The 26,652-nt window shown below is 51.8% G+C and carries 25 protein-coding genes and 1 pseudogene; 8 read left to right on the top strand and 18 right to left on the bottom strand.

Annotated features, from left to right (window positions below; all coding sequences use genetic code 11):
- Positions 1 to 249: 249 nt before the first annotated feature.
- Together ACVBDQ_RS07740 and ACVBDQ_RS07735 are read left to right on the top strand one after the other, a co-directional pair.
- The gene (locus ACVBDQ_RS07740; RefSeq protein ID WP_446663146.1) at positions 250 to 1,503 is read left to right on the top strand and encodes a sensor histidine kinase; all 1,254 of its coding nucleotides are present in this window, start codon (positions 250 to 252) and stop codon (positions 1,501 to 1,503) included.
- Between the two features lie 49 nt (positions 1,504 to 1,552).
- Positions 1,553 to 2,452, top strand: coding sequence for a response regulator (locus ACVBDQ_RS07735; RefSeq protein ID WP_446663145.1), 900 nt, complete (start codon positions 1,553 to 1,555; stop codon positions 2,450 to 2,452).
- Positions 2,453 to 2,528: 76 nt separating this feature from the next.
- Here ACVBDQ_RS07735 and ACVBDQ_RS07730 read toward each other — a convergent pair whose 3' ends face one another.
- The 4 genes from ACVBDQ_RS07730 to ACVBDQ_RS07715 all read right to left on the bottom strand — a co-directional run bounded on the left by ACVBDQ_RS07730 (position 2,529) and on the right by ACVBDQ_RS07715 (position 6,876).
- The gene (locus ACVBDQ_RS07730; RefSeq protein ID WP_446663144.1) at positions 2,529 to 3,593 is read right to left on the bottom strand and encodes a MupG family TIM beta-alpha barrel fold protein; all 1,065 of its coding nucleotides are present in this window, start codon (positions 3,591 to 3,593) and stop codon (positions 2,529 to 2,531) included.
- Between the two features lie 12 nt (positions 3,594 to 3,605).
- Entirely contained in the window at positions 3,606 to 4,970 is a 1,365-nt protein-coding gene (locus tag ACVBDQ_RS07725; RefSeq protein WP_050367369.1) for a PTS transporter subunit EIIC, read from the bottom strand.
- A gap of 23 nt (positions 4,971 to 4,993) precedes the next feature.
- Complete coding sequence (gene murQ, locus ACVBDQ_RS07720) at positions 4,994 to 5,881, bottom strand: N-acetylmuramic acid 6-phosphate etherase (protein ID WP_033009755.1); 888 nt, start codon at positions 5,879 to 5,881, stop codon at positions 4,994 to 4,996.
- Between the two features lie 137 nt (positions 5,882 to 6,018).
- Positions 6,019 to 6,876: a MurR/RpiR family transcriptional regulator gene (locus tag ACVBDQ_RS07715; protein ID WP_050367370.1), complete on the bottom strand. Its 858-nt coding sequence runs from the start codon at positions 6,874 to 6,876 to the stop codon at positions 6,019 to 6,021.
- A gap of 159 nt (positions 6,877 to 7,035) precedes the next feature.
- Here ACVBDQ_RS07715 and ACVBDQ_RS07710 point away from each other — a divergent pair, with 159 nt between their 5' ends.
- Complete coding sequence (locus tag ACVBDQ_RS07710; RefSeq protein ID WP_446663143.1) at positions 7,036 to 7,563, top strand: YceI family protein; 528 nt, start codon at positions 7,036 to 7,038, stop codon at positions 7,561 to 7,563.
- 101 nt (positions 7,564 to 7,664) lie between these two features.
- On the opposite strand, the gene ACVBDQ_RS07705 is transcribed toward ACVBDQ_RS07710, so the two are convergent.
- From ACVBDQ_RS07705 to ACVBDQ_RS07690, 4 genes are all read right to left on the bottom strand, one after another.
- Complete coding sequence (locus ACVBDQ_RS07705) at positions 7,665 to 8,441, bottom strand: 3-hydroxybutyrate dehydrogenase (RefSeq protein WP_446663142.1); 777 nt, start codon at positions 8,439 to 8,441, stop codon at positions 7,665 to 7,667.
- Positions 8,438 to 8,743, bottom strand: a complete 306-nt coding sequence (locus ACVBDQ_RS07700; protein WP_446663141.1) for a 4a-hydroxytetrahydrobiopterin dehydratase — start codon at positions 8,741 to 8,743, stop codon at positions 8,438 to 8,440. Before ACVBDQ_RS07700 ends, ACVBDQ_RS07705 begins: the two co-directional genes overlap by 4 nt.
- Before the next feature lie 2 nt (positions 8,744 to 8,745).
- Positions 8,746 to 9,333: a Uma2 family endonuclease gene (locus ACVBDQ_RS07695; protein ID WP_446663140.1), complete on the bottom strand. Its 588-nt coding sequence runs from the start codon at positions 9,331 to 9,333 to the stop codon at positions 8,746 to 8,748.
- Between the two features lie 124 nt (positions 9,334 to 9,457).
- Positions 9,458 to 10,708 carry an esterase/lipase family protein gene (locus tag ACVBDQ_RS07690; protein WP_446663155.1) on the bottom strand — a complete coding sequence of 417 codons (1,251 nt, stop codon included), beginning with the start codon at positions 10,706 to 10,708 and terminating at the stop codon, positions 9,458 to 9,460.
- 192 nt (positions 10,709 to 10,900) lie between these two features.
- Between ACVBDQ_RS07690 and ACVBDQ_RS07685 the strand changes: the two genes are divergently transcribed.
- Together ACVBDQ_RS07685 and ACVBDQ_RS07680 are read left to right on the top strand one after the other, a co-directional pair.
- A complete protein-coding gene (locus ACVBDQ_RS07685) occupies positions 10,901 to 11,344 on the top strand; it encodes a CBO0543 family protein (protein ID WP_193442285.1) in 444 nt (147 codons plus the stop codon).
- A gap of 90 nt (positions 11,345 to 11,434) precedes the next feature.
- The gene (locus tag ACVBDQ_RS07680) at positions 11,435 to 12,256 is read left to right on the top strand and encodes a rhamnogalacturonan acetylesterase (protein ID WP_095859483.1); all 822 of its coding nucleotides are present in this window, start codon (positions 11,435 to 11,437) and stop codon (positions 12,254 to 12,256) included.
- 139 nt (positions 12,257 to 12,395) lie between these two features.
- Here the strand turns inward: ACVBDQ_RS07680 and ACVBDQ_RS07675 are convergent, their stop codons facing one another.
- The 3 genes from ACVBDQ_RS07675 to ACVBDQ_RS07665 form a co-directional block, all read right to left on the bottom strand.
- Positions 12,396 to 13,373 (bottom strand): bile acid:sodium symporter family protein, encoded by a 978-nt coding sequence (locus ACVBDQ_RS07675; protein WP_446663139.1) that lies wholly within the window; start codon positions 13,371 to 13,373, stop codon positions 12,396 to 12,398.
- A 309-nt stretch (positions 13,374 to 13,682) separates the two neighbouring features.
- A complete protein-coding gene (locus tag ACVBDQ_RS07670; protein WP_446663138.1) occupies positions 13,683 to 14,657 on the bottom strand; it encodes an MBL fold metallo-hydrolase in 975 nt (324 codons plus the stop codon).
- Positions 14,658 to 14,879: 222 nt separating this feature from the next.
- Positions 14,880 to 15,182 (bottom strand): hypothetical protein, encoded by a 303-nt coding sequence (locus tag ACVBDQ_RS07665; protein WP_446663137.1) that lies wholly within the window; start codon positions 15,180 to 15,182, stop codon positions 14,880 to 14,882.
- Positions 15,183 to 15,380: 198 nt separating this feature from the next.
- Here ACVBDQ_RS07665 and ACVBDQ_RS07660 point away from each other — a divergent pair, with 198 nt between their 5' ends.
- Positions 15,381 to 16,694 (top strand): processed acidic surface protein, encoded by a 1,314-nt coding sequence (locus ACVBDQ_RS07660; protein ID WP_079935878.1) that lies wholly within the window; start codon positions 15,381 to 15,383, stop codon positions 16,692 to 16,694.
- The gene (locus tag ACVBDQ_RS07655; RefSeq protein WP_079935877.1) at positions 16,695 to 17,288 is read left to right on the top strand and encodes a class D sortase; all 594 of its coding nucleotides are present in this window, start codon (positions 16,695 to 16,697) and stop codon (positions 17,286 to 17,288) included. It begins immediately after the preceding gene.
- A gap of 45 nt (positions 17,289 to 17,333) precedes the next feature.
- On the opposite strand, the gene ACVBDQ_RS07650 is transcribed toward ACVBDQ_RS07655, so the two are convergent.
- Positions 17,334 to 18,491 (bottom strand): CapA family protein, encoded by a 1,158-nt coding sequence (locus ACVBDQ_RS07650; protein ID WP_023633568.1) that lies wholly within the window; start codon positions 18,489 to 18,491, stop codon positions 17,334 to 17,336.
- A gap of 235 nt (positions 18,492 to 18,726) precedes the next feature.
- Between ACVBDQ_RS07650 and ACVBDQ_RS07645 the strand changes: the two genes are divergently transcribed.
- Positions 18,727 to 19,140 (top strand): hypothetical protein, encoded by a 414-nt coding sequence (locus tag ACVBDQ_RS07645; RefSeq protein ID WP_446663136.1) that lies wholly within the window; start codon positions 18,727 to 18,729, stop codon positions 19,138 to 19,140.
- A 150-nt stretch (positions 19,141 to 19,290) separates the two neighbouring features.
- Here the strand turns inward: ACVBDQ_RS07645 and ACVBDQ_RS07640 are convergent.
- The 6 genes and pseudogenes from ACVBDQ_RS07640 to ACVBDQ_RS07615 form a co-directional block, all read right to left on the bottom strand.
- Positions 19,291 to 19,500, bottom strand: a pseudogene (locus ACVBDQ_RS07640) (PTS transporter subunit IIC); the annotation flags it as partial.
- An 834-nt stretch (positions 19,501 to 20,334) separates the two neighbouring features.
- Positions 20,335 to 21,654 carry an ABC transporter substrate-binding protein gene (locus ACVBDQ_RS07635; RefSeq protein ID WP_042380872.1) on the bottom strand — a complete coding sequence of 440 codons (1,320 nt, stop codon included), beginning with the start codon at positions 21,652 to 21,654 and terminating at the stop codon, positions 20,335 to 20,337.
- A 17-nt stretch (positions 21,655 to 21,671) separates the two neighbouring features.
- Positions 21,672 to 22,484 (bottom strand): carbohydrate ABC transporter permease, encoded by an 813-nt coding sequence (locus ACVBDQ_RS07630; protein ID WP_025039051.1) that lies wholly within the window; start codon positions 22,482 to 22,484, stop codon positions 21,672 to 21,674.
- Complete coding sequence (locus tag ACVBDQ_RS07625) at positions 22,481 to 23,425, bottom strand: carbohydrate ABC transporter permease (protein ID WP_021322413.1); 945 nt, start codon at positions 23,423 to 23,425, stop codon at positions 22,481 to 22,483. Before ACVBDQ_RS07625 ends, ACVBDQ_RS07630 begins: the two co-directional genes overlap by 4 nt.
- On the bottom strand, positions 23,422 to 24,525 hold the full coding sequence (locus ACVBDQ_RS07620; protein ID WP_033012400.1) for an ABC transporter ATP-binding protein: 1,104 nt from the start codon (positions 24,523 to 24,525) through the stop codon (positions 23,422 to 23,424). The genes ACVBDQ_RS07625 and ACVBDQ_RS07620 overlap by 4 nt, the downstream gene beginning before the upstream one ends.
- 195 nt (positions 24,526 to 24,720) lie before the next feature.
- Positions 24,721 to 26,211, bottom strand: coding sequence for a peptide MFS transporter (locus ACVBDQ_RS07615; protein ID WP_138187247.1), 1,491 nt, complete (start codon positions 26,209 to 26,211; stop codon positions 24,721 to 24,723).
- Positions 26,212 to 26,652 lie beyond the last annotated feature (441 nt).

The raw sequence follows: 26,652 nt of genomic DNA, 5'->3' as shown, positions 1-26,652 counted from the left end.
TTCTTGCCATTCGCGGCACCGCTGGCTCCTTGAGCGTCCATTTCCATCGCTCGTTGAGGCGTCAAAAGGGGAATGAATATTTTTCACGAAAATCACCCGTTGTTTCCGCTTTCCTGTTATATAATAGAATTGGAGATTCGTTCACGACTTTCACAAAGGCGGTGACGTCCACTGACACCAGCAAAAAAAGAACCGCTTTGGCTCTTGTTGCTTTTGCTTTCGGCTGCCGCGTTTCTAGGCGAAATGAAAATGAACCCGTTTGACAGCCCGTTTCGCGTCTCGCTCGGCAGCGCCGTCTTTTTTCTCGGGCTTGTCGCCTTTCGCTCCCTTTCGCCGTTTGTCATCGGCGCCAGCACGGGAGCAGCAGTCGTTGGATTTCGCGTCTTTCTGGACTCGTTGACCGGAGAAATGTCGACTTCTGAGAGTCTGCTGACCCATCTCCCGGCAGCCGGGTATTATATCAGCCTTTCCATGATGGCGGCTGCTGTTCGGTTTCGCCAGCGAATGGCCGCACCGATTCGGGCTGGAACGGTTGGAGCGGCGCTTGATTTTTTGGCGAACGCCTGTGAACTAGGGATCCGATATGGGATGGGCGAACCGTTTTCCTTCAGCGGCCAAACGATCATCGTCTTATGGTTGTTCGCCATTTTGCGCAGTTTCTGCGTCATCGGCGTTTACAACATGTGGGTGACAAAACATGTCCGCTCGCTCGCCGAAGCGAGAAAGCAAGAACTCGAGCGGCTCATGATGGTGAGCAGCGGATTATATGAAGAAATGTTTTACTTGCAAAAATCCATGGCTCTCATGGAAGACATGACGCGCAAAAGCTATGACCTTTACTCGCAGTTGATCGAACGAAAGCACGTTGAACCGCGCGTCGCCCTAGAGCTTGCCGAACATATTCACGAGACGAAAAAAGATATGCAGCGCATTTTCGCCGGCCTTTCTAAGCTTATCGGCCGCCAATCGGTGCGCGGGCGCATTTCGATTGCCGAGCTGTGCGCCATGGTCATTCGCGCCAATGAAAAATACGCCAACTTATCCGGAAAAACGATCACATTTTTGTACAACGGCCATATCGATCTCATGACCGACCAACTGTATCCGCTTCTTTCCGTGTTGAACAACTTGGTATCGAATGCCGTCGAGGCGATTGAGAAAATGGGGGCTGTCACCTTGCATGCGCGTCTTCACGGAAGCGAACTGATCATCGAAGTGGAAGACACCGGCCCCGGCATTGCGGCCGATGACATCGCCTGGATTTTCCAACCTGGATTTACAACGAAATACGATCGGCGCGGCAACCCGTCGACTGGCATCGGTCTCACCCATGCACGTGATATCGCCCAAGCGCTTGGCGGACATCTCCAGCTCGTCAAAAGCGAGCCGGGGCAGACGGTGTTTCGCCTTGCGGTGCCGACAGTCCGCCTCCTGCAAAGCACGCCGATCACAGCCGAAATGTCCGATCACGAGGCTGACCAGCAAGAAAATGCCGTGATGTAGGCAATGGCACCCATTCTGGAACTTCCAAAGAAAGGAGAGAACAAAGGACATGGGGCTTCGCTTTTTTCTCATCGAAGACGATCCCGCCGTAAGGAAGATGTTGGAAAAATTAATTGATGAATCCGAACTTGGCGAGGTGGTCGGCTGTGCCGAAGATGGACTGCACGTTCGCGCGGCCGACTTGCTTCACGTGGATGTGGTGCTCATTGACTTGTTAATGCCGGGGCGTGATGGCATTCAGACGATCAAGGCGTTGCGGGAAGAAGGATTTGCCGGAACCTTTATCATGATTTCTCAAGTTGAAAACAAAGAAATGATCGGCCAAGCCTATTTGCATGGCATTGACACGTACATTCAAAAACCGATCAACCGCTATGAAGTGCTGTCCGTGCTGAAACGCGTCGCCGATCACATGTCCGCCGTCCGCTCGCTCGAGTCGATCCGCCAGGTGCTCAAAGGGTTTGAGACGCAAACGGCCGATGCCGCCGTCTCCAAGCCGTCCGTCATGGAACAGCAGGCCGAACAGCTTCTCCTTCTTCTCGGGGTCGCCGGCGAGGCGGGCAGCGCGGATGTGCTTCTTGTGGTGCGCTGGTTGGCAGAACAGGAAGCAAAAGGCCAGCCCGTGCGCGAACTGCCGCCGCTGAAAGAACTGTATGCAGGACTCGTCGAGCGGGAATACGGCCTCCCCCCTGGCGAAACTGCCAAGGAAGCGCGGGCGATGGAACAGCGCATCCGTCGGCTCGTCTTGCAGGCGTTCACCCATCTCGCTTCCCTCGGCCTGACTGACTACACGAACCCGACGTTTGAGCATTTCGCACCTAGGCTGTTTGATTTCGGTGACATCCGTCGACGGATGAAAGAGCTCGAACGCGGCCAAGCTGAGACGGAATGCCGGATGAATGTGCGGAAGTTTTTAACGGCTTTTTTTCTCGAGCTGAAGCGCGTCTAAAACATGATGGCGCCGCCTTGAGAACGGCACCATCATTTTCCTTCGCCATACAAACGGCCAGCCGTTTCTCTCCTTGTTAACAACGAATGAGACAAAATGGCCGACCTCCGTGGATGTGCTGAAGCAACGGTACATCTTCCTTGATCACCCTGCCGATAACATTGACGTTGTCATCAGCAGGAAGATCCGTTAAAGTGATTTGCAGTTCCCCAGCGTAACGACCGTAGCATTCATTGTCGATCGTCACGCTCCCGATCGGCCGCGGCACCGGTTCGATGGGATGCAACGCCTCCTGCGGCCATGCAAAGGTGCGGCGCGATTCAACTGAGCGAATCACATCACGGGCCGCGTCACGCCGATTCGTGTGCACCGTTTCGACAAGAGACAGCCAGGGGGCTGATACGATCGGCCGGTAGCGAATAGGAATGATTCCCTTCCGCACCCACGCCATTCGCTCGAGCACATCGTCTGACACCGATAAGTCCCCGACGAACACTTTTTCCACCTTATACGTTTCGCGCAGCTCGATATAGGCAGAAACCGGATCCGCTTCCCGATGATCCTCTAACGTCGGCATCCCTTTGTAAAGCGGACCGCGCTTTTGGGCGTTGCCAGGGACAAAGGCCCCGATTGATGCTATGCCGCATTGGCGCAACATTCGGTTTTGTTTCATGAGCGTGTCGCCCGAAAGACCAGTTTCCGGGCGCGGGTAAAAGTTATGCCATGCTTCCACACCCGCCCAGTCGATTTGTCGCGATGTCAACTCCTGAATCTCGTTTTCTGTGATCGTACTGGCGTTCAATACGACTTTCATCTGCTTCGAAAGCTGCACCGTTTCGTCCCACGAGAAGCCGTCGTCAAGCCGCAGCCCGACCATCCCCCACTCGCTGAGTGCCTTGGCAACGTCAGGGTCGGCTGGCAAGTACGAAAGCACGGCGGGGGTGGCGTCTGCTACCACCCCCACCCCGTAGTGGCGGGCGAGCCGGCCGATCCATTTCAGCTTCTCTTGCTCGCCTAGTTCTTTTCCGTTCAAAAGGTTCAGCGAAGTAAACAGTTCCCTCGCTCCAAAACTCGCCGCTTTCCGAAACGCTTCCTCGATTTGTTCAAACGGTTGAAAAAGATAAAAGGAAAAGGAAAGCATCGCCATCCCTCTCTATATATTTTCTGCCATTTCCTCTTTAAACCCGAACCAATAGGTAAACAGGAACCCAAACGCATAGGAAATGACCAATCCGACGAAATACGTCACATATTTCGCATCAGCAATGAGCGGAATCAATGACAGCCCAGACACACCGATGCCGAGCGCCGCAGTCTTCATTACCGCCTGAAACGCACCGCCGACCGCCGCACCGAGGCATGCGGTGACAAACGGCCGCCCAAGCGGCAATGTCACCCCGTACAACAGCGGTTCCCCGATGCCTAAAAACCCGACTGGCAGCGCTCCTTTAATGATGTTGCGGAGTCTTTGATTTTTCGTCTTCACATAGACAGCGATCGCCGCTCCGACTTGCCCCGCTCCAGCCATCGCCAAAATAGGCAACAGCGGGGTGGAACCAAGTTTTTGAATCAATTCCATATGAATTGGTGTCAGACCGTGATGCAGTCCAACCATGACAAGCGGCAAAAATGTTCCGGCCAACACCGCGCCGGCAATCACCCCACCCACATCGAGCACTGCTTTCAAGCCAGTTGTAATCGCCATCGACAGCCACCCCGCAATCGGCTGTACAGCGATCAAGGTAAATAGGCAGACGATAAGCACCGTAATCAACGGTGTCACAATGATATCGACCGCGTTTGGGACAAATTGGCGAACACGCTTTTCGATGACCGCCATCAACCATGCTGCTAACAAGACGGCAAACAGCCCTCCCCTCCCTGGTGTAAGCGCTTCCCCAAATAGCTTAACATCCGCCAGCGCCGGGTTGAAGACGAGAATGCCGGCAATCGCTCCTAATACGGGAGTACCGCCGAACTCTTTGGCAGTATTGTATCCGACCAGCACACCAAGGGAAGCAAAAATGCCGCCGCCAATCAAAAGCAACAGCTGCAGCCACGTCGTCTGTGGATCAACGCCGGCGTTTTTCGCAAAGTTGGCGATTCCGTTAATGATCCCTGAGGCGACCAGACCAGGGATGAGCGGGATGAAGATGCTGCCGATTTTGCGCAACAACCGCTTTAGCGGCGTTTGTTGGCGAGCTTTGACCTTCGCTTTTGTCCGCTCCGCGATGTCCTCAAGCCCATCCTCGATCACTTCCCCAAGCTCCAGACCAGTCAGCTCGCATAACGCGGCCGCCACTTTGTTGACAATGCCGGGACCGACGACGATTTGCAGCGTTTCGTCTTCAATCACCCCCATGACTCCCTCAACCCGTTTCAGGGCGGCAATATCCGCTTGATCCGGATCACGCAACGACACGCGCACCCGCGTCATGCAGTGAGCGATGCGGGCAATGTTCTCTTTCCCCCCTAAATGCGAAAGCATCGTTGCCGCCATTTGTTGTTCTCGGTTCATCGTTCCTCTCCCCCTTATCCGCGTTATTTAAGCGCGTTGCGCACAAAACCGCCGGCTTTTTGCAGCCGCTCTTTCGCCTCTTCATAACGACACCCACGTAAAATCATCACAATCGCTGTCTTCACCTCCCCATTTGCTTGTTCATAATAACGGGACGCTTCGTCGGCGCTCACTCCCGTCGCTTCCATCAAAATCCGCTTTGCTCGCTCTTTTAGCTTTTCGTTTGTCGCTTGCACATCGACCATCCAGTTTCCGTATACTTTTCCAATACCAACCATAGAAGCGGTCGAAATCATATTGAGCACCATTTTTTGCGCTGTTCCAGCCTTGAGGCGAGTCGAACCCGCCAGCACTTCCGGACCAGTTTCAATCTCCACTGCCGCATCGGCGTATTGGCTCATTTCCGCCCCATGATTGCAGGCGATGCTTCCTGTTGCTGCTCCTCTTTTCTTAGCGTAGCGAAGCGCACTCACCACATACGGCGTCCGTCCGCTTGCCGCAATGCCAACGACTACATCGTTTGCCGTCAAACCCACTGCCTCGAGATCGCGGACGGCCGCTTCTTCATCATCTTCTGCTCCTTCAACTGCATTGGCCACCGCTTCTCGCCCCCCGGCGATCACCGCTTGCACCATCTTGGGATCAACGCCGAACGTCGGCGGACATTCAACGGCATCAAGCAAACCAAGCCGGCCGCTCGTTCCTGCTCCAACATAAATAAGTCTTCCTCCTCTCTGAAACGCGGCAATGACAATATGTACGAGCTTCTCAATGGAATCCAGTTGTTTGGCCACCGCGGCCGCCACTGTCTGATCTTCTTCATTCATCGCTTGTAAAATTTCTCTCGTCGTCATTTCATCCAAATGTTTCGTTTTTTCATTGCCTTGTTCCGTAGTTAGACGTTCGAACAATCTCGTCACCTCTTTACCGAAATTAGAAATTATATTTCATATCTATATTATAAATTTATGAAATAAAATATCAATCTATTCTTTTTTTATTTGAAACATTCCCACAAAAAGCAAAGCAGGCTCGTCTCAAGCCCGCTTTATCTTCGCAACCGCACTACTTCTTCTCTTGTCTCGTGAAACCGTTCGATCACCCGGCTTCCCACACGATGGAACGTAATTAAATACAAGGCATCAATCACATTAAGCTGCACCATTCTCGATGCCATGCTGCCGATGCGGTGGTCTTGCTCAACATCCGGCAGCGCCAATTTAATATCCGCTTCTTTATACAGCGGGGACGTTGAATCCAGCTTCGTGATGGCGATGACAGTGGCCTTCTGCTTTTTCGCGAATCGGGCGATCTCCAATACGTCCTTTGTCCTTCCCGACGTCGATACCGCTACCAACACATCTCCTTCGTTCAAATGGGCAACCAATGGAAGCATTACATGGAAATCGGGCGACATCACCGCCATATAGCCAAGTTTCGTGAACTTATAACTGGCATCCATCGCGGCGGCCGCAGAGCCGCCAACCCCATAAAACAACAGCTTGCCGGCGTTGGCAATCGCCGCGGCCGCCTTCTCCAGCTCCCGCTTATCAAGCGTCGTGGTCGCTGCTTCAATCGCGGCCTTATTGACATACGTCACTTTCGTAAACAATTCATACGGGGAAACCGGTTTGTCAAGAATTGAAAAATCGTTAATGCTCATATCGGCCATTGTTAACTCGCGGACAAGCGCCAGTTTCAATCCAGGAAAACTGCCGATGCCGACTGCCTTGCAAAAACGAACGACGCTCGCTTCGCTTGTGTCAGCCGCCTGGGCCAAATCCTTCGTCGTCATATTCGGCACGAGTTCGGCATGGTCGAGAATGTAGGCGGCTACCTTTTTTTCCGCCGGTGAAAACCGTTCCATTTGCTGTTTGATTTTCGCTAAAAGGCCGATTTCATTCATCTTTTTCTCCCTTTCCGTCCACCGTTTCATCTTCATCTTATCATGGATGGGCGTCTGTTCTCCACGCCAATAAAAACTTTAATAAAAAATATTTGAATTCGAGATATATGTTTGCTATGATAATGGTGTGATCATTACGTGAACAAGAGGAGGAGAACGATGACGATCTTTCAACTCGACAAAGCGCACAGCTCTGTCGCCTTCCAAGTAAGACATATGATGATCTCCAAAGCGAAAGGGGAATTCACCAACTTTGACGTTGAGGTCGAAGGCGACATCAACGAACTCGAGTCGCTGAAAGTGAAAGCGACGATTGACGCCGCCTCGATCGATACGAAAAACGCCGACCGCGACAATCATCTCCGCTCGGCCGACTTTTTCGATGTCGAGAACTATCCAACCATTACGTTTGTCAGTGAATCCGTGCGCAAGCTGTCCGACACGGAATATGAAGTGACCGGGAAGCTGACGATCCGCGGCGTGACGAGAACAGAAACGTTCAAAGTCGAATACAACGGCCAAGTGAAAAACCCGCTCACCGGCGGCATCTCGGTCGGTTTTGATGTCGAAGGAACGATCAACCGCGAAGACTACGGGTTGGTATGGAACGTCGCGCTCGAAACTGGCGGATTCCTCGTCGGGAAAGAAGTCAAAATCCTAGCCAGCTTCGAATTTGCCTTGAGCTGAGCGTTCGAAGCGAAACGCCCCCGTCGCTAAAAATGCCGGGGGCGTTTGATCATCATCCCGAAAGGAAGGCTCTCGCTTCAAGCAAGGCGAAGAGAGGGAGTTTACTGCGCCGTATACCCGCCATCGATCACCACCGCCTGGCCAGTGATGCCTTTTGCTTGTTCGCCCGCCAAAAAGAGGACATAATGGGCGACTTCTTCCACTGACAGCAGCCGCCGCTGCGGCACAAGCGGGTAAATCACTTCCTCAAGCACCTTCTCAAGCGGCACGTTTCTTGTCGCCGCCAAGTCCGCGAGCTGGCCGCGGACGAGCTCGGTGTCCACATAGCCCGGGCAAAGGGCGTTCACCGTAATGCCGTATGGCGCCCCTTCTAACGCTGCCACTTTCGTTAAGCCGATCACCCCGTGTTTTGCGCTGTTGTAGGCGGCTTTTCCGGCAAACCCGATCAATCCGTTAATCGACGCCATGTTGATGATGCGGCCATATCGCTGCTGTTTCATAACGGGAAACGCATGCTTGATGGCCAAAAATGGGCCGACAAGCATGACGCGAATGAGCTGTTCAAATTTTTCCGTCGGGAAATCCTCGATGTTCGCCACATGTTGCAAACCAGCGTTGTTCACGACAACATCAAGGCGCCCCCAACGGTTGACGGCCTCGTTGATCGCTTGCTTCACCTCTTGTTCAACCGTCACATCACATTTCACGCCGACCGCTTCATAGCCCAACTCCCGAAGCGAACGAGCAGCTTGCTCGACTTCTTCCTGACGCAAATCAACGAGCACCACGTTTGCACCATGTTCCGCCAACGTTTTCGCCACTTCATAACCGATCCCCCGCGCCGCTCCGGTGACGAGGGCTGTGCGATGCGCCATCATCCCCCTTCCCCCTGCTTCATCTGGTTATACACCTCATCATACTGCTTCGCCAAGTCAAAATCGAGCTTCGTCAGCCCTTTCGCCCGCCATGAGGACAGTTTCACGGTGATGAGCTTGTAGTCGATCGAAATGAATGGGTGGTGGTTTGTGTTTTCCGAAATCGCGGCGATTCGCCGAACGAACTCGATTCCTTGCAAGTAGTCTTGAAAACGGTATTTTTTCACAATCCACCGCTCATCGACCAGCTTCCAGCCGTCCGCTTTTTCAAGCAGTGCTTGCACTTCCTCTTCCGTTAACCGCACCGTTATCCCTCACCCTCTATATTTTGAAATATGCCAGCCAGCGAAACCGTCAAATCAGCGAACAAAAACGAGACGAGCACATCGCCTTCGCCAAAGACGCTCCGCTTCTCATACCCTTTCTCACCGCGGCCGTACACTTCCACCGTCCGATGCAGCGGGTCGACGATCCAATATTCCTTGACGCCAAACTGTTCGTACAGCTTATATTTTTCGTTCCGATCTTTCAGCGCAGTGCTCGGTGAAAGCACTTCCACCACCAAGTCAGGCGGCCCATCGCAGCCTCGGCTGCCGATTTTGCTTTGATCGCAAATGACGGAGATGTCTGGCTGCACGACATGCTTGGCTTGTTCATAGTCGGCCTGTTCATCGAACCGCACATCAAACGGCGCCATGACAACCGCACATCCTTTTTCACGACAAAATGCCCGCAAAGCGACATACCATTCACCGACGATCGACTGGTAGACAAATGAAGGGGCCGGTGCCATGTTGTAAGGTACGCCGTTGATCAGCTCCCACCGTCCGTCCCACTTGACATAATCTTGATACGTATACCGTTCCTTTTGCCGCTCAGGCGGCTTCACGTCCATTCCCCCATCCGCTTGCTTTGCCCCTATTATACCATCGGACATCCGCGGCCGTCATACAACTCAAGAGCTTGCTCCTCAAAAAAGAGCCATCCGGTCGAGATGGCTTTTTCGCAAAATACTCGTTTTAAGGCCGCAAGCTCGCCAACTGCTCGGCAAGCCGCAAATAAAAGGCGCGAATATCAAATGACGGATTCGGGTCAACGCCGATGATTTCCAAATGGTCGACGTTGTACGTCCCCATATCATTCCAAACTCCTTTTTTCAACGCCCCGTCATACGGTACGATCCGATCACTTGATCCACGCTTTGGACCGTTCATCGAAATGGTATTGACAATGCCGTCGTTCTCAAGCCAATGGCTGTCAATGCCAAGCGCCGCATTGCGGTACGAGCCGAGAAACGGGGCGCAGACAATCGCGCTGAATGCGTTCATTCCAAGTTCGGGATAATAGTTGCCTGTCAGAGCTCCTCGATACGCCCGTTCGGTAGAAAAGCTCAAATAATACGTATTCGGGCTGGCTTTCACCCATCGATTCAACGTCTCAGCCCCGGGAACGGATAAATCGTAGCGGGCGGTATCGGTCGATGTCCAGACAGGGGAGCGCTTGAGCCGTTCAAAATAATGGTCGAACGATTCACCCGGCTCGCGGCGCAGCCCCCATTGGTCGAGCTTAAAATCGTATACTTGACTCGTGTACGGCACGTTGCTGGCGACAGCCGCCGCTTCCAGCACCGCTTTTTGCAAGTCAAAAAAGCGATCGGTGAAATCAACCATGTTGACAAGCGTCGTCCCGTCATGAGGAGTGGCGATGGTCGTCACGCTCAACACAAAACGATGTCCGCCTTCAAACAACGGCGACAACGACACGTTGTGCTCCTTGGCGTACTCCCGCTCTTCTTGGCTTCCGTTCTCCAGGAGCGAGACAAGCATACGGGCCGTCTGCCCTCCTTGGCTGTGGGCGATGATATGGACGCGGCCTCCTCTTTTCAATTCCGGCAGCAACCCCGGATACGTGCGGCCAAACCGCGCATGGCCGTGCTTCGCCGCATGGACCGCGCCATAATCGACCGTTCCGCCGACAAGCTGAGCATACGCTTCACACGCCCGGTCCCAGTTGCTCGAGAGCGGTCCGACCGCCAGCGTATACGTTCGATATCCGTTGTCGTTCAGCCATTGTTCGATATCGCCGCGTACGCCGCCCCAATACTTGAATCCAAGCATTTCCTCTCGCCCCCATCCGGTAAACCCATGGAGAAGCACGATGGGTGCATCATTGGCGCGTGGAGATGCCGCTTCCGTCCGCCCTCCCGGGACCGATAGGCCGAACACAAACCATAATCCGAGCAACACAACCATCACCCGGCAGCCTTTCATCATCCTATCCTTCTCCTCCCCTCACATAAACGGAATCTTTTTGTTCATAATTACCTAAATATTCTATATATATCAACCGACTGATTCAATCCCGGCAATTGTCGGGTTTTTCTGTGAGAGAAAGAGAAAAGCGCATGTTTGTGCCGGCGCATTTCGTTTCCCGCCGACAATGGAAGGTGGCTGCACTCTGGCATGGCAGCGTTCCATCACGGCCTCGTACGGATGGTTGGCTATTCTTCTTTCATGCGCGCTAGCCGCCGCGCCTACGTGGCTTCCGCGCTGCTTGCGTCTTGGACGGGGACGTATTTGGATTTGTATTTCGTGGGAAAAGGGCTGTATGCGTTCCCGAAACGGCCCTTTCCTTCTGTCTTTTCGATCGATATTTTCTTTACGGCCGTCGTTCTTCCGCTCGGCACCGTCTTCTTTCTTGCCCTCATGGAGCGGCTTAGCCGCCTTGGGCGCATGGGGCTCATCGCTGCATTGTCGGCATTGGCGGCCGCATTGGAGGCCAAAGCCGAGACGTACGGTTTGTTCACCCACACGGCCGAATGGAGCCATTGGTATTCAGTTGCCGGTTACGGTCTTTTTCTTTCAATAATATGGGAATTTTACCGCCGATTCCAAACGGTGGACTAGCCCAAATGGCGCATAAAGGCAATGGCAGCGAGCAACGATAACGGGGAACAAACCGAAAAGACGAGCAGCTGCCGGATAGGAGGAATCCGATTGAGAAGAAAAAAAGCCGCATTCCTTTGCTTGGCTGTCATCGCCGCCAGCGTTGCCCTCATCGCCCAACCGGACACGGATGGAAAAGCATCCAAAACGGGCGGACGGGCCGTCATAACGATCTACTTGGCAGGCGATTCGACCGTCGCCGCCGCCCCCCGCTCCCGCGCTCCCCGGGCCGGATGGGGTGAAATGCTCGATGATTGGTTTGATGACAACGTCATGGTGAAAAATATGGCCGCTTCCGGCCGCAGCGCGAAAAGTTTTGTCGAGGAGGGGCGGTTGGCTCGCCTGTTGCATGAGATGAAAAAAGGGGATTACTTGTTCATCCAATTTGGCCATAACGATGAAAAGGTGAACGACCCGGCGCGCCACACCGAGCCGTTCACCACCTATCAGGCATATTTGAAACAGTATATTGACGGCGCCCGCGCCAAAGGGGCGACTCCTGTCCTCATCACCCCGGTCGAGCGGCGGCGCTTTTCCGCCGACGGACGAGCGCTCGATTCCCACGGGCCTTATCCTGCCGCCATGAAAGCGCTGGCGAAACAAGAGCACGTGCCGTTTATCGATTTGACGGCGAAAAGCAAACAGCGGTTTGAACAGCTCGGTCCGGAGCGGACGAAACGGTGGTTTTTATGGCTCGCACCGGGCGAACATCCCAATTACCCGAACGGCATCAGCGACAACACCCACTTTCACCAGCGCGGGGCGAAGGAAATCGCCCGGCTCGTCGTGGAAGGAATTGTCGAACTCAACCTTCCTCTTCGCCGCCACCTCATCCGTTCGCCATACGAGACCGTTCAGCCAGGCGGTCACTAGACCGCCTCAGCGGCGAAACACCGTGACACCGGCAGCGCCTCGCCTGCTTTTTCCCGCCCCCGTCCCACCTAGGGCGGGTGTGTGCTCCCTTTTTACTCCCGCTAGGCGCTGTCCGACAGCCGGCATACCGCCTGCCTCTCTACCGGGCGCTTCCGACGTATGGCGCTCTGCCGCTCGTTGGTGAATGGTACGTTTTGTTCAACAAGCGGTGGTATATGGACGCGAGCACTTGTTGAAACAGCATGCCGAGAACGACCGGCACGCTGACTGCCGGCGGAAAATACGTCATCGCGAGCACCGCGCCGGCGCTGATGTTGCGCATCCCCCCGGTAAACGTCAACGCGATGATGTCCGCCGGGACAAATCTGAGCCAACGGGCGGTCATCCAAGAAAGAAAATAGCCAGAGCTTGCGATCGCCAAGACAAGCAGCGCCATGAAAAACAGCCGGGCGTCAACACGGCCAAAATACGGGGCGACGACTGCGCTGTTGATCATGACGACAAGCGCCAGCGCCAGCTTGGAAAACGGGGACAGCACCACCGCCAGCTGCTCGTTCGCTTGAGCAGACAGCCGTTCGCCCACGAACATGCCGGCTAGTGACGGCAAAATAATCATAAAAAACAAGCCGAGCATCATCTGGCCCACGTCGAGCTCGACCACGCTTCCGGCCAATACAAGCAACGTCAGCGGCACAACGATGGGCGATAAAAACGTATCAATCAAAATGACAGAAAGGGCAAGCGCCAAGTTTCCGCGGCCGAGCGACACCCAGATAAAGCTTGTCACCCCGGTCGGAATAGCGGCCGCCAACACAAACCCGATCACCGTCCAACGGTCGCTGCCAAAAAACAGATGTCCAAGCCCAAACGCCCACAGCGGGATGATGAAATGGAGCAGACATAGCGCCGCAGCGATCGGGCCAGGGTGAATGAGCGCCTCTTTCAAATTGGCCAAACGCAAGCGCAAACTGCCGCTAAACGTCATCAACGCAAACAGCCACGGCACAAGCGCGGCATAGCCGTGCAGTTCGTCCGCCAGCCAGATGCCGGCCGCCACGCTCGCCGGCGTAAGAAACGGCAGCGCCTTCTCAAGCCGACGGTTGATCGATTGCCACATCGGTTTCATCTCCCTGTCTCACCATTCAAGGGCTCTTTTGCTATGCCTACACCTCCCCCATTATACACCGTAATCGCCCCATTGGAGCGACAAATTTTCATGAAACCGATGGACAACGGTTGACCAGCCAGCTCCTTAGGCTATTTCGCTGCTTTTCCCCCTCACCATTCAGCAACAAAACGACATCGCCTCGCTTCACATCATACAGCCCAGTCATTGCTTTTTCCATCCGTTCAAGCCTTTCTTTGTTCGTCCATGCGCCACACAATAATACAAAAAGATTCCAACTCTCTAGCAGCTGGACATCGGTCATTGCCGATAAACGATTGCATGTCGATGCTCCTCTTTTTGCAATTCACCGACAGACACCAAATATTCCAAATGCGCCAATGTCTCAGCCACTGCAAACCGCCATTGGTGCGCGGTCAGCGGCTTATGGCCGAACACAAGATGGGCCACTTCATAGGCGGTGCGCCCCGATGTTGCTAGCGTTTTCATTTTTTGCAACCGTTGTTCGTGGTGGCGGAAAATGTCGCTGATCCGCTCGCGAAATTGGCGAATGACCGCGCCATGGGCAGGAAGAGCCACATCCACCTCCAGTTCCTCCACTTTGCGAAGCGAGGCAAAATATTGCTCGAGCGGATTTGGATAAGCGCCGGGCCATACACTAATGTTCGGAGTAATGCGATCAAGCACATGATCTGATGCAAGCAACTGGCGCGATTCCGGCTGATAAAAGCTGATCAATCCATCGCTGTGCCCCGGGACCGGGATGACCGCCCATCGCCGCTGCCCCAGCACAATTTCCGAACGATCCAAAACGGTTAGCACCGGAAACGGGCTAACGCGCAACGACAGCTTCCACATGCTCTCCTCAATGTCCGTTACCAACTCATCCGGCACACCATGGCGGCGAAACATGGCACCCACTTCGCTCGCCTGAACGCTCTCTTCCCCCCACACTCGTTCCGCCATCGCATAATCCGGCTCGCTGATCCAGACAGGCGCCTCCGTCTGCTGTTGCATCCACCCAGCCAAGCCAAAATGATCCGGATGAAAGTGAGTGATGTAAATGGCCTGAACATGCCGCGGTTTGATTCCAAGCTGCCGAAACACTGCTTCCCAAGCGCTAATCGCCTCTGGATAGCGAAAGCCGACGTCGACAATGCTCCATCCATCCGTTTCTCGGCATACATAACAATAAACATGCTTCATCGGAAATGGGACTGGGATCGGAACGCGGTACATTTCATCTCCTATCCACTCCATTTCGATCTGCGTCATCCATTCTCCCCCCTTTTTTGCATCAAATCTTTTTTCATGTACCAAGAACGCTTCGCTTTTATTTTATATTTCTGAATATTTAGTTAATAAAAATATTATGCTACAATCTTCTATCTTTTTCAACCTTCAAAATCATTAGGACAAAACAAAAGGGTGCCCATCCATCATTTTGGAACACCCTTTTCCATGATCCCATCGGTCATCCAATACTATCACAAGCGGCTACATCTCATTACTTTTGGATGATTTTGCAGGAAAATCCATTGCAACAAGCTGCATCGTTCCCATCCGCCGGCTCATCCAGCGGTTGAGGCCGCGAATCACGTTTCGCATCGGTCCTTGCGTCATCGGCGCCATGCGTCTCCCTTGTCTCGCCCCCAACATCGCGGCTGCCACCGCTCCTAAGCTTACGCTGACGAGCGTCCAAATGGCGTTATGGTTTCTTCGCCGTCTAACAACCCCCAACCATGGATTCCACAACCCGCGGCCGCGCTGAACGCGGAACAGACGGAATAAGCGATCCATTGTACCTCCACCTCCTTTTGCTCGACAGCTCCCGTTCAACGGTTAGCATACGTTGCCTCTAAAAAGTCATACGTGGAAAACATTAGATGTAAACAGGGAGGGTGTTCTATATAAAAATTTCCATATATTTCACTATTTTCGTCCCTTTCATGTCCCTATATACTGAATTCGTATATACAAACAAACGGAGGTCACGACATGAAAAACATCGTTCCTTTTGCCTTGGCCGCATCCATAGCCACTGTATGGCCAGCTTCAGCGTTCGCCATTGAACGCAACGATCCAGCTTTAGAGCAGTATTTAAATGAAGCAGGGATCACAGTCGAAGAGCTGGAAAATTATTTGGACTATGAAGGCTATTCGCTCGATGAGTTTGACAGCGTGGACGAAATGCGCCGTGAGTTCGGCGAGCCGCTCACGGAAGAAAATTTAGCTCAGTTGCTCGCCAAACACGGATTGACCGAACAACAGCTTCGACAAATGCTCATCGACAATGGGGAAATGGAAGAGTCACAGGCCATTACTGATGTGTTTTTATTTTACAATGATCTGGAAGAATATATCGAACTGTTTAAAGATTACTCCGTTCCGATCACTGATGAAACGCTGGCCGCCTTTCTAAACGAACGCGGAATGACAAAGGAAGAGCTCATCGCCCTTCTTGATCGGCACGGCGAATCGTTGGCCGATTACCACTCGATCGGCGAGCTGAAAGATATCGTCGATTATTATCGAAATTTGACGCCGTTGACCGAAGAAACATTAAACAAATTTTTACAAGAAATTGGCATGACGAAAACGCAATTGGAAAAACTGCTGTCTAAAAACGACGATTCGCTTGACAATTATGCGACGGTCGAGGAACTGTCGGAGTCAGTCATCGACTACTTGCTTCCGGATTTAGACGAGCTTGGTTTGACGGACGCAGAGTTGGAAAAGCTCTATAACCATTTTGAATCGCTGAATATGGAAGATCCGCAATTCGCCGAGAAAATGGAAGAAATCGGCCAACGGCTTGAGGCGATCGGTGCGTACGATTTTACGAGCGTGACGGAGCTATCGCCAACGCAAATCGCTGAGATCGCCAATGTATGGACCGACCTGCTTTCCACATTTCAGCTGGAAGCGAAGTTTTATTTGACAAAAGGTGGCGAGAAAAAGCCGCTCAGCCTGTCGACGCTGCTGACAATGGAATCAGCGAACGGCTACGATTTGCTTGTTGAAATTTACAGCACCGAAGGCGAGCTACTGGCTGATTTTGTCGTGACCGAAGAGATGTTTGCCTCCGACATATTCGATGAAATCGGCAAAGACTTGCAACAGAGCGGCCAGGCAGCGAAAATCGAAAAAGTGGTGAAACCGGCGCCGCCGAAACCGCTGAAGCGGACCGAAGCCGGAGCGAAACTGCCGAAGACGGCATCCCCGTATGCCGCTTATATGCTTTTTGGTTTGACCTTAATCGGTGTCGGCGCATTCCTTGTCCGCTTCCGCCAAGGAGCCGAGGCGAAATAAATGAACCGGAAACGGCTCGTGCGCTTTTTTGGAGCAAGCTTGATCGCAGCAGGAATCGCCGCAGTCGGCATTAGTGCTCTGAAATGGAAAAGCGGCCTGGAAGCGGTCAAGCCGCTGGCCGCTGAAACAAAGCGATCAGTGGACGCCGCACCGATTCAAATCCAGGATCCACTCTACCCAAAGCTGCCAAAAATCGGTGAACAAATCGGCGAGCTTATCATCCCGAAGCTCAACATGAGCCTAGCGATTTACCACGGTACAGATGAAAACGAGTTGGAAAAAGGGGTCGGCCATTACGCCGGCAGTGTCCTGCCAGGAGAGGCGGACAACTGCGTGCTTTCTGGCCATCGTGACACGGTCTTCCGCCGTCTTGGCGAAGTCGGCCAAGGCGATATCTTGATCGTCCGTACGTCCGCCGGCACATTCACCTATAAAGTGCGCAAAGTGCGCATCGTCGACGCCGACGACCGGACGGTCATCGTTCCAAAGCCGAAAGCGACACTCACCGTTTCCACGTGCTATCCGTTCCGCTACGTCGGCCCTGCTCCGCAGCGGTACGTGCTCGTCGCCAACTTAATCAATGATCGCTCTTAACCTTGCAAAAAGCGAAAGGATGGCCGAAACAAGGGCCATCCTTTTTTACTTCACTTCGTACGCGGTCCAAGTCGGCTTTTTGATTTTCGCCGACAGCGAGACAATTTTCCGTTTCACTCGGGCTGCTTCCCCTCCCGCTAACGGCATCGGCTGATAATTGTTTCTTGTCGTCACCGATGAAATGCGAAATGGGATGACGCGGATTTCTTTTTTGGCCGTCCGCTTGCCGTTTTGAAAAGAGAACACTTGCTGGAAGACAAACGTATCTTTGTCGCTCGGATTTTTGTTTCCGCCGAACATAAAATTGCCGAGGCTGTAGACGATGAACTTCCCTTTATACTCCTCAATCCCTTGAATGACATGCGGATGATGGCCGACGACCAAATCGGCGCCGCTGTCAATCGCAAAGCGGCCGAGCGCCTTTTGCGTGCTGTTTGGCACATAGCTTCGTTCCACTCCCCAATGGAAATGGACGAAAACGATGTCGGCTCCTTGTTTCCGAAGCGTGCGAATATCGTTGGCGATTTGCTTGCGCAACGTGCTGGTGTTGCTCCAGCCTTCATAGCCAAGCGCTCCAACTTGAATGCCTTTGACCGTTTTCAACAGCCGGAGCGTGCGGCCGAAATAACCGATGTTTTCCTTTTTTAAACAGGCAATCGTGTCATTGTATCCTCGTTGCAAGTAATCGTATGTATGATTATTGGCCAGATTCACAGCATCAATGCCGCCATAGGTTAAGATTTTCGCATAACTCGGGTGGCCGCGAAAACGAAATTTCTTGCTTGCCTTCCGCGTCGAGGTCGTCAGCGTCGTTTCCAAATTGACGGTCGTAAAATCGTCCTTTTTGAAGATCGGCTCAATGTATTTCGTAAAATAGCGCAAGCCGTGCTTCTTCGCTTCTTCATCAAACGAATACGCATAGCCATAATTTTCATCGCGCCCGAGCGTCACATCGCCCGCCGCGCTGATGGTGATGCGCACTTCGTTCGGGTTCGGCGCCGCTTGTTTGGCAGAGGCTGACGCTATCACCATCTTATCGATCGGACTCGGCAGCGGTGGATGCTCGATTGTTTGCCCCGCCAGTTCGTTTGGCGCTGCCAGCACTTCCTCGACGCCGCGATCAGCCGCATTGCTGCAGGAAAATAAAAAGACGGACGCCATACACATAAGCGCCGCATTTCTTCCCTTGATCCATGCGTTCATATTCCCTCTCCTATCAATCTATTTTCTTCAAACTACCACAACTTCTGCTAATGACGTATTCAACACACCCCCTATTTATCCCTTTTCTTTCCCTCAATTTAGGAGTGATGACCTAGCCAAGCCATGATATAATGAGCTTGTAGGCGTTTCCTCTCCTATTTCCACATCTTGGACTCCTCACGTTTCATGGTTGAAACGCCCCGAGTGAATCCCATCTCGATAAGGAGGTTTCTTCATGGAAGAGCTGTTGCGGCAGTTAACCACACTTGTTCAAGGACTTGTCGATGACATGTCCGTCCTGAAGCAAGACATGCAAACGGTGAAGCAAAAATTGGGTCAACTTGAACAACGGGTGGACAAACTTGAGCAACGGATGGACAAACAGGAAGAAGAGCTGCGCTGGCTGAAGGAGCAGATGAAAGAAAACACGGAAATGATCAAAGCGATCCGCGACAATCAACTCGAACAGCGCAGCATTCAAGACGGCATGCGCCATGAAATCGCCAGCCTCCGCGGAGAAATGGCCGGCATTCGCGAGCAAATGGCGACAAAAGAAGACATCTCCCTCATTCATCAGCGGCTTGATTATCAACTTGGCCGCATCGCGAGAGTGGAGGAGGAGATGCATTTGCTGAAGAAAGTAGATTGACACTCCACACGCTTAAAGGCATGGGATTCTTGGATCGTTTGCGTCCTCATCCATTTCTGGTTCGGACAACGCCCAAGTTTAGGGGGGTGTCATCACCCCGTCCCATCGGGTTAGGATGTACCCCATGGGCGGCGCACCTGTGACCAGTGCGCCTGCTAGTACGACATAGACTCCTGCAGCAAACGTGATTCCTTGCATAAGAGAGAAGACAAGAAAATTGACACCGCCGCTTAACTCCTTCTCGATAAACGATTTTCCGGCAAACGGAGCAACGACAAAAAATAACAGCACCATTGTCAACGACATAGCCACCGGTGTATCACGAAGAAAACTCTATGATTTTGGCGCTTTAATATCTTCAATATCTTCCCTAAATCCGTGACAAAACATCTTTACAATAGTCGCAAACTGTTGATACGATAAAAGAAGACGACGTTAACGACTTTTCATCAAGGAAACATTTCTAGAGGGAGGATTTCATTGTTTAGGGATATAAAGATAAAATTGATATCAGGGATACTAACTTCAATTAATTCAGGTTTTTTATATTATCTAATTGAATCCAAAGGTGTCACTGTATCAAAGGAATTAAATATTTTAGAGGGACTATTAGAAGTTCTTGTCAAGTCCTTACTCTACTCTATAATATGTGTACTTCCGCTAGTTATTTTGTTCGGTATACCAATCTCCTTATTGATAGACTACGTATTACAAAGAATAAATCAAATGAATCCTCCTATATCATTTCTCCTGCATGCTATAGCCTATTTTATTATCGTAATAATATATTGGGTGATCAATTTTGGAGTAGATAAAATAATATATATAGGGGAGCCTGAAATAGCCTATAATGTATTTTTATTTGTGTATACCCCTTGTGTTTTTTGGATTATAACATACTCAATAAAAAAGCAATATTTAAGAAAATAAAATCGATACAACTTACATTTCGCACCCTACAGTTTGGAAAAAATTATTTATTTGATTTTTTAGAATAACTTTCCGATCAACACGATTAGCGATGGCAATCTTTTTTGCCATCGCTAATCGTTCCGTATGACATTACACGTAAATGCCCTTGTCCATGCCTGGTCCTTGCAGAACCCTTCACTGATTAAGGAGATCGGTTTCCCGAACGAGCATTGGATTTGCCTATCCGGCAGCTCCACCTGGACGCTTGTCCGGTTGGTCAGGTCAGTTTCCGGCCTCCTGCAACACCCGATTTGTCTCTTCCGCCGCCTGATCGAGCGCGTTTTGCGGATCGATTCCTTCGTACAACCGTTCCATCGCTTTCACGACATGTTGCCGAGATTCAGGGAAGACGGTGATGAGCGCCCCTTGGGTAGCAGGGGTTGATTTTGTTTCATGCAGCTGATCCACCGTCACTTTTAATTGTGGGTATTTCGCCCACTCCTCTTTGACGAGCGGCTCATCGTACGCAGCCGGGTTAATGGCAAAATACCCTGTGCGCACATGCCACTCAGCTTGGACAGGAGCGGTTGTCAAGTATTTCATGAACTCCCACGCCGCTTTTTGCTCCTTTTCGCTGCTTCCTTCCATCATCCAGAGCGAAGCGCCGCCAATTACGACGCCTTGACGTTCCACGCCATCCGGGACAGGCAAATACGAAACGCCAACGTCAAATGGCGAGTTATCGATCAACGTTTTTACACCAGCGGACGAATCCAAATACATGGCGATTTTTCCTGCTTGGAAGGCGGCGCGCATGTCGTCCCAGTTTTGACCGGCGTTGTAAAACGTGCCGTCTCGGTACATGTCGCTGATCAGCTCAAATACGCGCTTCCCCTCATCTCCATTGAATACCGCTTTTGTCGCATCACTGCTCCGTCCATTGTTGTTGTTCACATACAGTCCGCCTTGTACGGCCACCATTTCTTCAAAAAACCAGCCGTAGTTCAAAATCGAGAATCCGTACCGTTCGGTTTCTTTTCCTTTTTTCTTTGTCAGCTTTTTCGCCGCTTCCTTCAACTCGCTATAGGTGAGAGGCGGTTTTTCCGGATCAAGCCCGGCTTCGCGGAACGCATCTTTGTTATAAATGAGTACAGGGGTGGATGAGTTAAATGGCATCGAGTAAATCCGCCCGTTCACGGTATAATAATTGACAATGTTTTTCTCCCATTGTGAGACATCATACTTGTCTTTATCGATCCACGTTTGCACTGGAACAATCTTTCCACTGTCGATCATATGCTTTGTTCCGACTTCAAACGTCTGCATGATCGTCGGGGCGTCTTTTGTCCCTGCTGCCGCATTCCATTTCGTCAGCGCCTCCTCATAGGTGCCTTGAAATACTGGCTTCACCTCAATCTCTGGATGGGTTTGGTTAAAATCAGCGACAATGTCATTTAAGACCGGCTCCAAATCCCCGCTCATCGAATGCCAAAACACCACTTCTGTTTTGCCTCCCGCCGCTTCGCCCGCATCTTCGCTTGAGCATCCCGCGGCAAATCCAATAAACATTAAAGCTAAGAAACTGGCTAAAACCTTTCTCATCTTGTTTCTCCTCCTCGCTATTGAATCGCTCCTTGCATAAGCCCTTTTCGCAATTGCTTCTGTCCAGCAAACAACAGCAACAAAGTTGGAAGCATCGCGATAACCGCCGCTGCCATAACGACGCCCCAGCTGCTGGCGATCTCTTGCGTCTGCAGCTGCTTGAGCCCGATCTGCACGGTGCGGACACGGTCATCGTTTGTAACGAGCAGCGGCCATAAATACATATTCCAAGCGTCCAAAAAACTATAAACAGCCAGCGTCACCAAACTCGTTTTTGAAAGCGGCAGCACGACGCGGCAAAAAAAGCGGAAATTCCCCATCCCAGATAACTGCGCCGCCTCATACAGCTCGTGCGGAATTTGCTTAAACTGTTGCCGCAATAAAAAGATGCCAAACGCCATCGCCCAAAACGGCACGATGAGTCCTGCGTAATGGTTTGTCCAGCCAAGCGCTTGGATGGTCAAAAAATTTGGGATCACAGTCGCTTCCCACGGAACGAGCATCGTGGCAATGCACACGTAAAACCACCGATCCCGACCGGGAAAGCGGAGAAACACAAAAGCGAAAGCGGCGAGACTTGACACGATGAGGCGCCCCACTGTAATCATGAAAGCCACAAAAAAGCTGTTCCATAAATATCTCCCAAGCGGAGCCTGTTGAAACGCGGCCTCATAATTGACCAATGTCCCCTTCTCAGGCCATAGGCGTCCTGACAAAATAGCGGCTCCATCCATCAAACTCATCAGAAGAGCATAAGCCACTGGAAACAAGATTACAACCGAGCATAGGCATAACAACACATAGTGAGCCGTTGCCCGCGCTATTTTCATTGGTAGTGCACCTTCCTCTCAGCAAACCGAAACTGCAAAAACGTGACGATGGCGATGATGAGAAAAAGGACAAGGGCTTGCGCGCTCGCGGAACCAAACTGATAGTTGACGAACGCTTCCCGGTAAATCGCGTAAACGAACACATTCGTAGCCTCCACCGGCCCGCCTTTCGTTAAAAAGTCAATTTGTCCAAACGTTTGCAGCGCTTGAATAAGCGAGACCGTCGTGACAAAAAACAACGTTGGCGACAACAGCGGCACAGTCACTGTCCACAGCTGCCGCCAATAGCTCATTCCAGCGATGCGGGCGCTTTCGTACAAGGATGGATCGATGTTTTGCAGACCGGCCAGCAACAATAAAAAGGTCAGTCCGATATTCATCCAGATCGTCGCCGCCGCCACCGCATACAATGCCGTGTCCTGGTCAAGAAGCCATGAAACAGGAGTCCCGCCGATCGCGGACACCAAACGATTGATGATCCCGATCGCCGGATTGTACATAAACATCCAAATCACCGAAGCGACTCCCACGCTCATCCCCATCGTAGAGGCAAAAATCGTCCGAAAGATCCCGATTCCTTTCCGTGTTTCATGAGCGAGCAACGCTAAACCGAACGAAACGGCGACCGTCGTCGGGACAGTGAGCGCCGCAAATAGAACCGTCGCCTTCAAACTATGCCAAAACGATGCATCTTGAAGAAGAGCAACAAAATGCGCCAAACCGACAAATTCCGTCGGGTGCCCTTGATAATCGGTGTGAAACACGCTTAAATACATCGTTCTCCCCAACGGGTAAAAGAGAAACACGCCAAACAGTAGGAGCGAAGGACAAAGATACACCATCCCTTCCAACCACGATTTTATTGCGGCCTGCCGCGCCTCCCGCTTCGTCCGGACCGACCATGGCGCTGGGGAGGGAACCGTTGAAACACGCTCATTCATTGGTGAACCCACACCTCCTCCCGCTTGATGGACGGGGCTCCAATTCGCTTTCCAGACGCATCGAAAAACAGGAAATCCTGCTCATCAAACGTCAATGGCACCACTTCTCCCAAACGGATGCGCCATTGTCCATTCCATCGTGCTGTCCAATAAAGATTTTTTGCCAACTCAAACGTCACTAACGTTTCATTGCCGAGCCACTCGACATGGCTGACTTTGACGGCCATAGATTCTTCTCCTGATTCCGCCGGCTCAATATGTTCCGGCCGCAGTCCGACGATCACCCGTTCAGCCTTCGGCAAAGAACGACGCCGAAGACGGATGGGCCGCTCGTTTTGCAATAAGAGGGAATGGTTCAGCACATGCGCTTCCGCCAAATTCATCGGCGGTGTTCCGATAAATGAAGCGACAAACGTGTTATCTGGGCTATTGTATACATCAAGCGGACTGCCGATTTGTTGCGGACGGCCATCATGCAAAATCATCATCCGGTCAGCCATGGTCATCGCTTCCGTCTGATCGTGCGTGACATAAATCACAGTCATGCCGAGCTGACGTTGCAAACGTCGAAGCTCGCTCCTCATTTTCGCACGCAGCTTGGCATCTAAATTGGAGAGCGGTTCATCCATCAAACAAAGCGGAGTCTGCGCGACAATCGCTCGCCCTAAGGCAACGCGTTGACGCTGCCCCCCTGACAATTCCCGCGGCTTCCTATGCAGCACATCGGTCAATCCAAGCAATTCCGCCGCTTCCATGCAACGTTTCACTTGTTCTTCTTTCGGCACCTTTTGCGCCTGCAAGACAATCCGCATATTTTGCTCCACCGTCAAATGGGGATATAGCGCATAATTTTGAAAGACCATCGATAACCGGCGGGCGTGAGGGGGCCAATCATTCGCCACTTGTCCATCGATCAATACATATCCTGATGTCAGCGGCTCAAGGCCAGCGATCAGCCGCAAAATCGTGCTTTTGCCGCATCCCGATGGGCCGACAAGAACAAAAAACTCCCCTGATTCAATCGCGACATTCACATTCTCGACCGCGCTCTTTTTGCCTCCATACGATTTCGTCACCTCAACCAGCTCAAGAAACGCCATCCGCTTTTCTCCCCTTTCCTCTTTTTCTATTCCATCGTAATCCATTTTTGTAAACACCATCTGAACTTATTTTTTGATTTATGTAAATATTTTTTGAATAAAAAAAGAAGCTCTGCCAACGCAGAGCATCCTGTCACAGATTTGTAATCTTTTGGATCATCTGTTTTCCCTGTTGATACAAACATCAGCGTGATATTAACGAACGCCCTTCATGAGCCGCTGAATGCTCGGGGCGAGCAAAAACAAGATGACGCTTAACACAACCGCCGCCCCGCCGATCGTGCCGAAATAGGCCGTTTCGTTTTCGGGCGTATAGAAGCGCACAAGCTGAGCGTTGATCGCTTGCGCGGCGGCGTTCGATAGAAACCAAAGGCTCATCGTTTGCGCTGAGAAAGCGGCAGGGGCAAGTTTCGTCGTCGCCGACAGGCCGACCGGGGACAGGCAAAGCTCCCCGAGCACGACGATGAAGTAGCTTAACACGAGCCAAATCGGATGGACAAGCCCTCCGCCGCTCAAATGCCCCGGCACGAGGATAACGATGAACGACAGGCCGGCGAACAACAAGCCGAGCGCGAATTTTTGCGGGATCGTCGGCTGCCGTTTGCCAAGCTTCACCCACATCCACGCGAACACCGGAGCCAAAATGATAATAAATAACGGGTTCAGCGACTGGAACCATGCAGGCGACAAGTGGATGCCTGCTACATGCAACTGCGTCCTCTTGTCCGCATAGTTCGCCAAAATGGTCGATCCTTGTTCTTGAATGGCCCAAAACATCGCTGAAGCGATGAACAACGGAATGTACGCGATCACGCGCGACCGCTCTTCAGCCGTCGTTTTCGGGCTGCGGTACATGACGACAAAATAGATGATCGGGATGATGATGCCTAAGATGCCGACAAGAGAAATAAACGTTTCCACCGTGAACCAGCCGTTTGGAATCAAGATGGCTAGCAGCACGGCAATCACGACCGCCCCTACGGCCATGATGGAAGCCGCTTTTTTCTTTTCCGCTGGCGTCAATGGATTCGGCACATACGTCCCGGCCAACCCGAGGTTTTTCTTTCTTGTCGCGATGAAGACAATCAATCCGAGAAACATCCCGACGGCCGCAAGTCCGAAGCCGAGGTGGAAGTTATACTTCATCCCCGCGGTACCGACAACAAGCGGAGCCAAAAAGGCGCCAAGGTTAATCCCCATGTAAAAAATGCTGAATCCGGCGTCGCGGCGGTCATCGCCAGGCTTGTACATATCGCCGACAATGCTCGAAACGTTCGGTTTTAACAACCCAGTTCCCAAGACAATGAGCGCCATGGACACAAACAGCGCCGCCACCCCGCCTGGAATCGCCAAGGCGATATGACCGGCCATAATGAGAAGGCCGCCGTAAAAGACCGCGCGCGACGTGCCAAACACCCGGTCAGCAAGCCAACCGCCAATGATTCCGGACATGTACACCAGCGCCCCATAAATCGACATAATCGCGAGCGCCAGATGCTCATCAAGCCCGAGCCCGCCTTTCGATACTTCATAATACATGTAATACACTAAAATGGCGCGCATGCCGTAATACGAAAAGCGTTCCCAAAATTCCGTGAAAAAGAGCGTAAACAACCCTTTCGGATGGCCGAAAAAGCCGCGCTGAGGAACGCTGGCAGCGATTTGTTGCTTGTCAATGGATGACATAACCACTACTTACCTCCTTTAAATTCTTTTAATATAATAATTCATTATGTTTATATTGTCAAAAAAATTTTGCATGATTCATAATTTCACATTATAATAAAGAAACATTAAGAAAAATAATATTATTCAAATAAAAAATACATCTTTTCATCGTACAGAAAAAACCTTTTCCGCGTCTTGTTGATTCATGTATAATCAATGACAGGGAATCGTCGCTTCCGCAACAGCACCATTTCCTCTCTTCCATTTCACCTGCATCTTTGCGCCCACCGCAAATTCCTTATCTTCATTGCCAATTCAGAACGGATGTTGCCAATGAGCGAACCGTGGCGTCTTGTTTTGGACAAGATTGGGTCATACAGCAAGAAATGTCAGAGATGAGAAACAATCTGGCGACCAAGCAGGAGCTCGAGGACATCAAAACCAATGCGGCGACAAAAG

This window comes from Geobacillus sp. CCR, assembly GCF_052906625.1.
Note: the sequence above shows the minus strand (reverse complement) of the source record. Positions and strands in the feature narration are given on the sequence as shown.

Excerpts from the sequence above, each read along its gene's own strand:
- ACVBDQ_RS07675 (WP_446663139.1), bottom strand. The coding sequence starts at position 13,373 with ATGTGGCAATCGATCAACCGTCGGCTTGAGAAGGCGCTGCCGTTTCTT.
- ACVBDQ_RS07645 (WP_446663136.1), top strand. The coding sequence starts at position 18,727 with ATGGAAGAGCTGTTGCGGCAGTTAACCACACTTGTTCAAGGACTTGTC.
- ACVBDQ_RS07685 (WP_193442285.1), top strand. The coding sequence starts at position 10,901 with ATGGCAGCGTTCCATCACGGCCTCGTACGGATGGTTGGCTATTCTTCT.
- ACVBDQ_RS07635 (WP_042380872.1), bottom strand. The coding sequence starts at position 21,654 with ATGAGAAAGGTTTTAGCCAGTTTCTTAGCTTTAATGTTTATTGGATTT.
- ACVBDQ_RS07735 (WP_446663145.1), top strand. The coding sequence starts at position 1,553 with ATGGGGCTTCGCTTTTTTCTCATCGAAGACGATCCCGCCGTAAGGAAG.
- ACVBDQ_RS07715 (WP_050367370.1), bottom strand. The coding sequence starts at position 6,876 with ATGAATGAAATCGGCCTTTTAGCGAAAATCAAACAGCAAATGGAACGG.
- ACVBDQ_RS07630 (WP_025039051.1), bottom strand. The coding sequence starts at position 22,484 with ATGAAAATAGCGCGGGCAACGGCTCACTATGTGTTGTTATGCCTATGC.
- ACVBDQ_RS07625 (WP_021322413.1), bottom strand. The coding sequence starts at position 23,425 with ATGAATGAGCGTGTTTCAACGGTTCCCTCCCCAGCGCCATGGTCGGTC.
- ACVBDQ_RS07730 (WP_446663144.1), bottom strand. The coding sequence starts at position 3,593 with ATGCTTTCCTTTTCCTTTTATCTTTTTCAACCGTTTGAACAAATCGAG.
- ACVBDQ_RS07695 (WP_446663140.1), bottom strand. The coding sequence starts at position 9,333 with ATGGACGTGAAGCCGCCTGAGCGGCAAAAGGAACGGTATACGTATCAA.
- ACVBDQ_RS07660 (WP_079935878.1), top strand. The coding sequence starts at position 15,381 with ATGAAAAACATCGTTCCTTTTGCCTTGGCCGCATCCATAGCCACTGTA.
- ACVBDQ_RS07740 (WP_446663146.1), top strand. The coding sequence starts at position 250 with ATGAACCCGTTTGACAGCCCGTTTCGCGTCTCGCTCGGCAGCGCCGTC.
- ACVBDQ_RS07705 (WP_446663142.1), bottom strand. The coding sequence starts at position 8,441 with ATGATGGCGCATCGCACAGCCCTCGTCACCGGAGCGGCGCGGGGGATC.
- ACVBDQ_RS07615 (WP_138187247.1), bottom strand. The coding sequence starts at position 26,211 with ATGTCATCCATTGACAAGCAACAAATCGCTGCCAGCGTTCCTCAGCGC.
- ACVBDQ_RS07725 (WP_050367369.1), bottom strand. The coding sequence starts at position 4,970 with ATGAACCGAGAACAACAAATGGCGGCAACGATGCTTTCGCATTTAGGG.
- ACVBDQ_RS07620 (WP_033012400.1), bottom strand. The coding sequence starts at position 24,525 with ATGGCGTTTCTTGAGCTGGTTGAGGTGACGAAATCGTATGGAGGCAAA.
- ACVBDQ_RS07670 (WP_446663138.1), bottom strand. The coding sequence starts at position 14,657 with ATGACGCAGATCGAAATGGAGTGGATAGGAGATGAAATGTACCGCGTT.
- ACVBDQ_RS07690 (WP_446663155.1), bottom strand. The coding sequence starts at position 10,708 with ATGAAAGGCTGCCGGGTGATGGTTGTGTTGCTCGGATTATGGTTTGTG.
- ACVBDQ_RS07665 (WP_446663137.1), bottom strand. The coding sequence starts at position 15,182 with ATGGATCGCTTATTCCGTCTGTTCCGCGTTCAGCGCGGCCGCGGGTTG.
- ACVBDQ_RS07650 (WP_023633568.1), bottom strand. The coding sequence starts at position 18,491 with ATGAACGCATGGATCAAGGGAAGAAATGCGGCGCTTATGTGTATGGCG.
- ACVBDQ_RS07655 (WP_079935877.1), top strand. The coding sequence starts at position 16,695 with ATGAACCGGAAACGGCTCGTGCGCTTTTTTGGAGCAAGCTTGATCGCA.
- ACVBDQ_RS07710 (WP_446663143.1), top strand. The coding sequence starts at position 7,036 with ATGACGATCTTTCAACTCGACAAAGCGCACAGCTCTGTCGCCTTCCAA.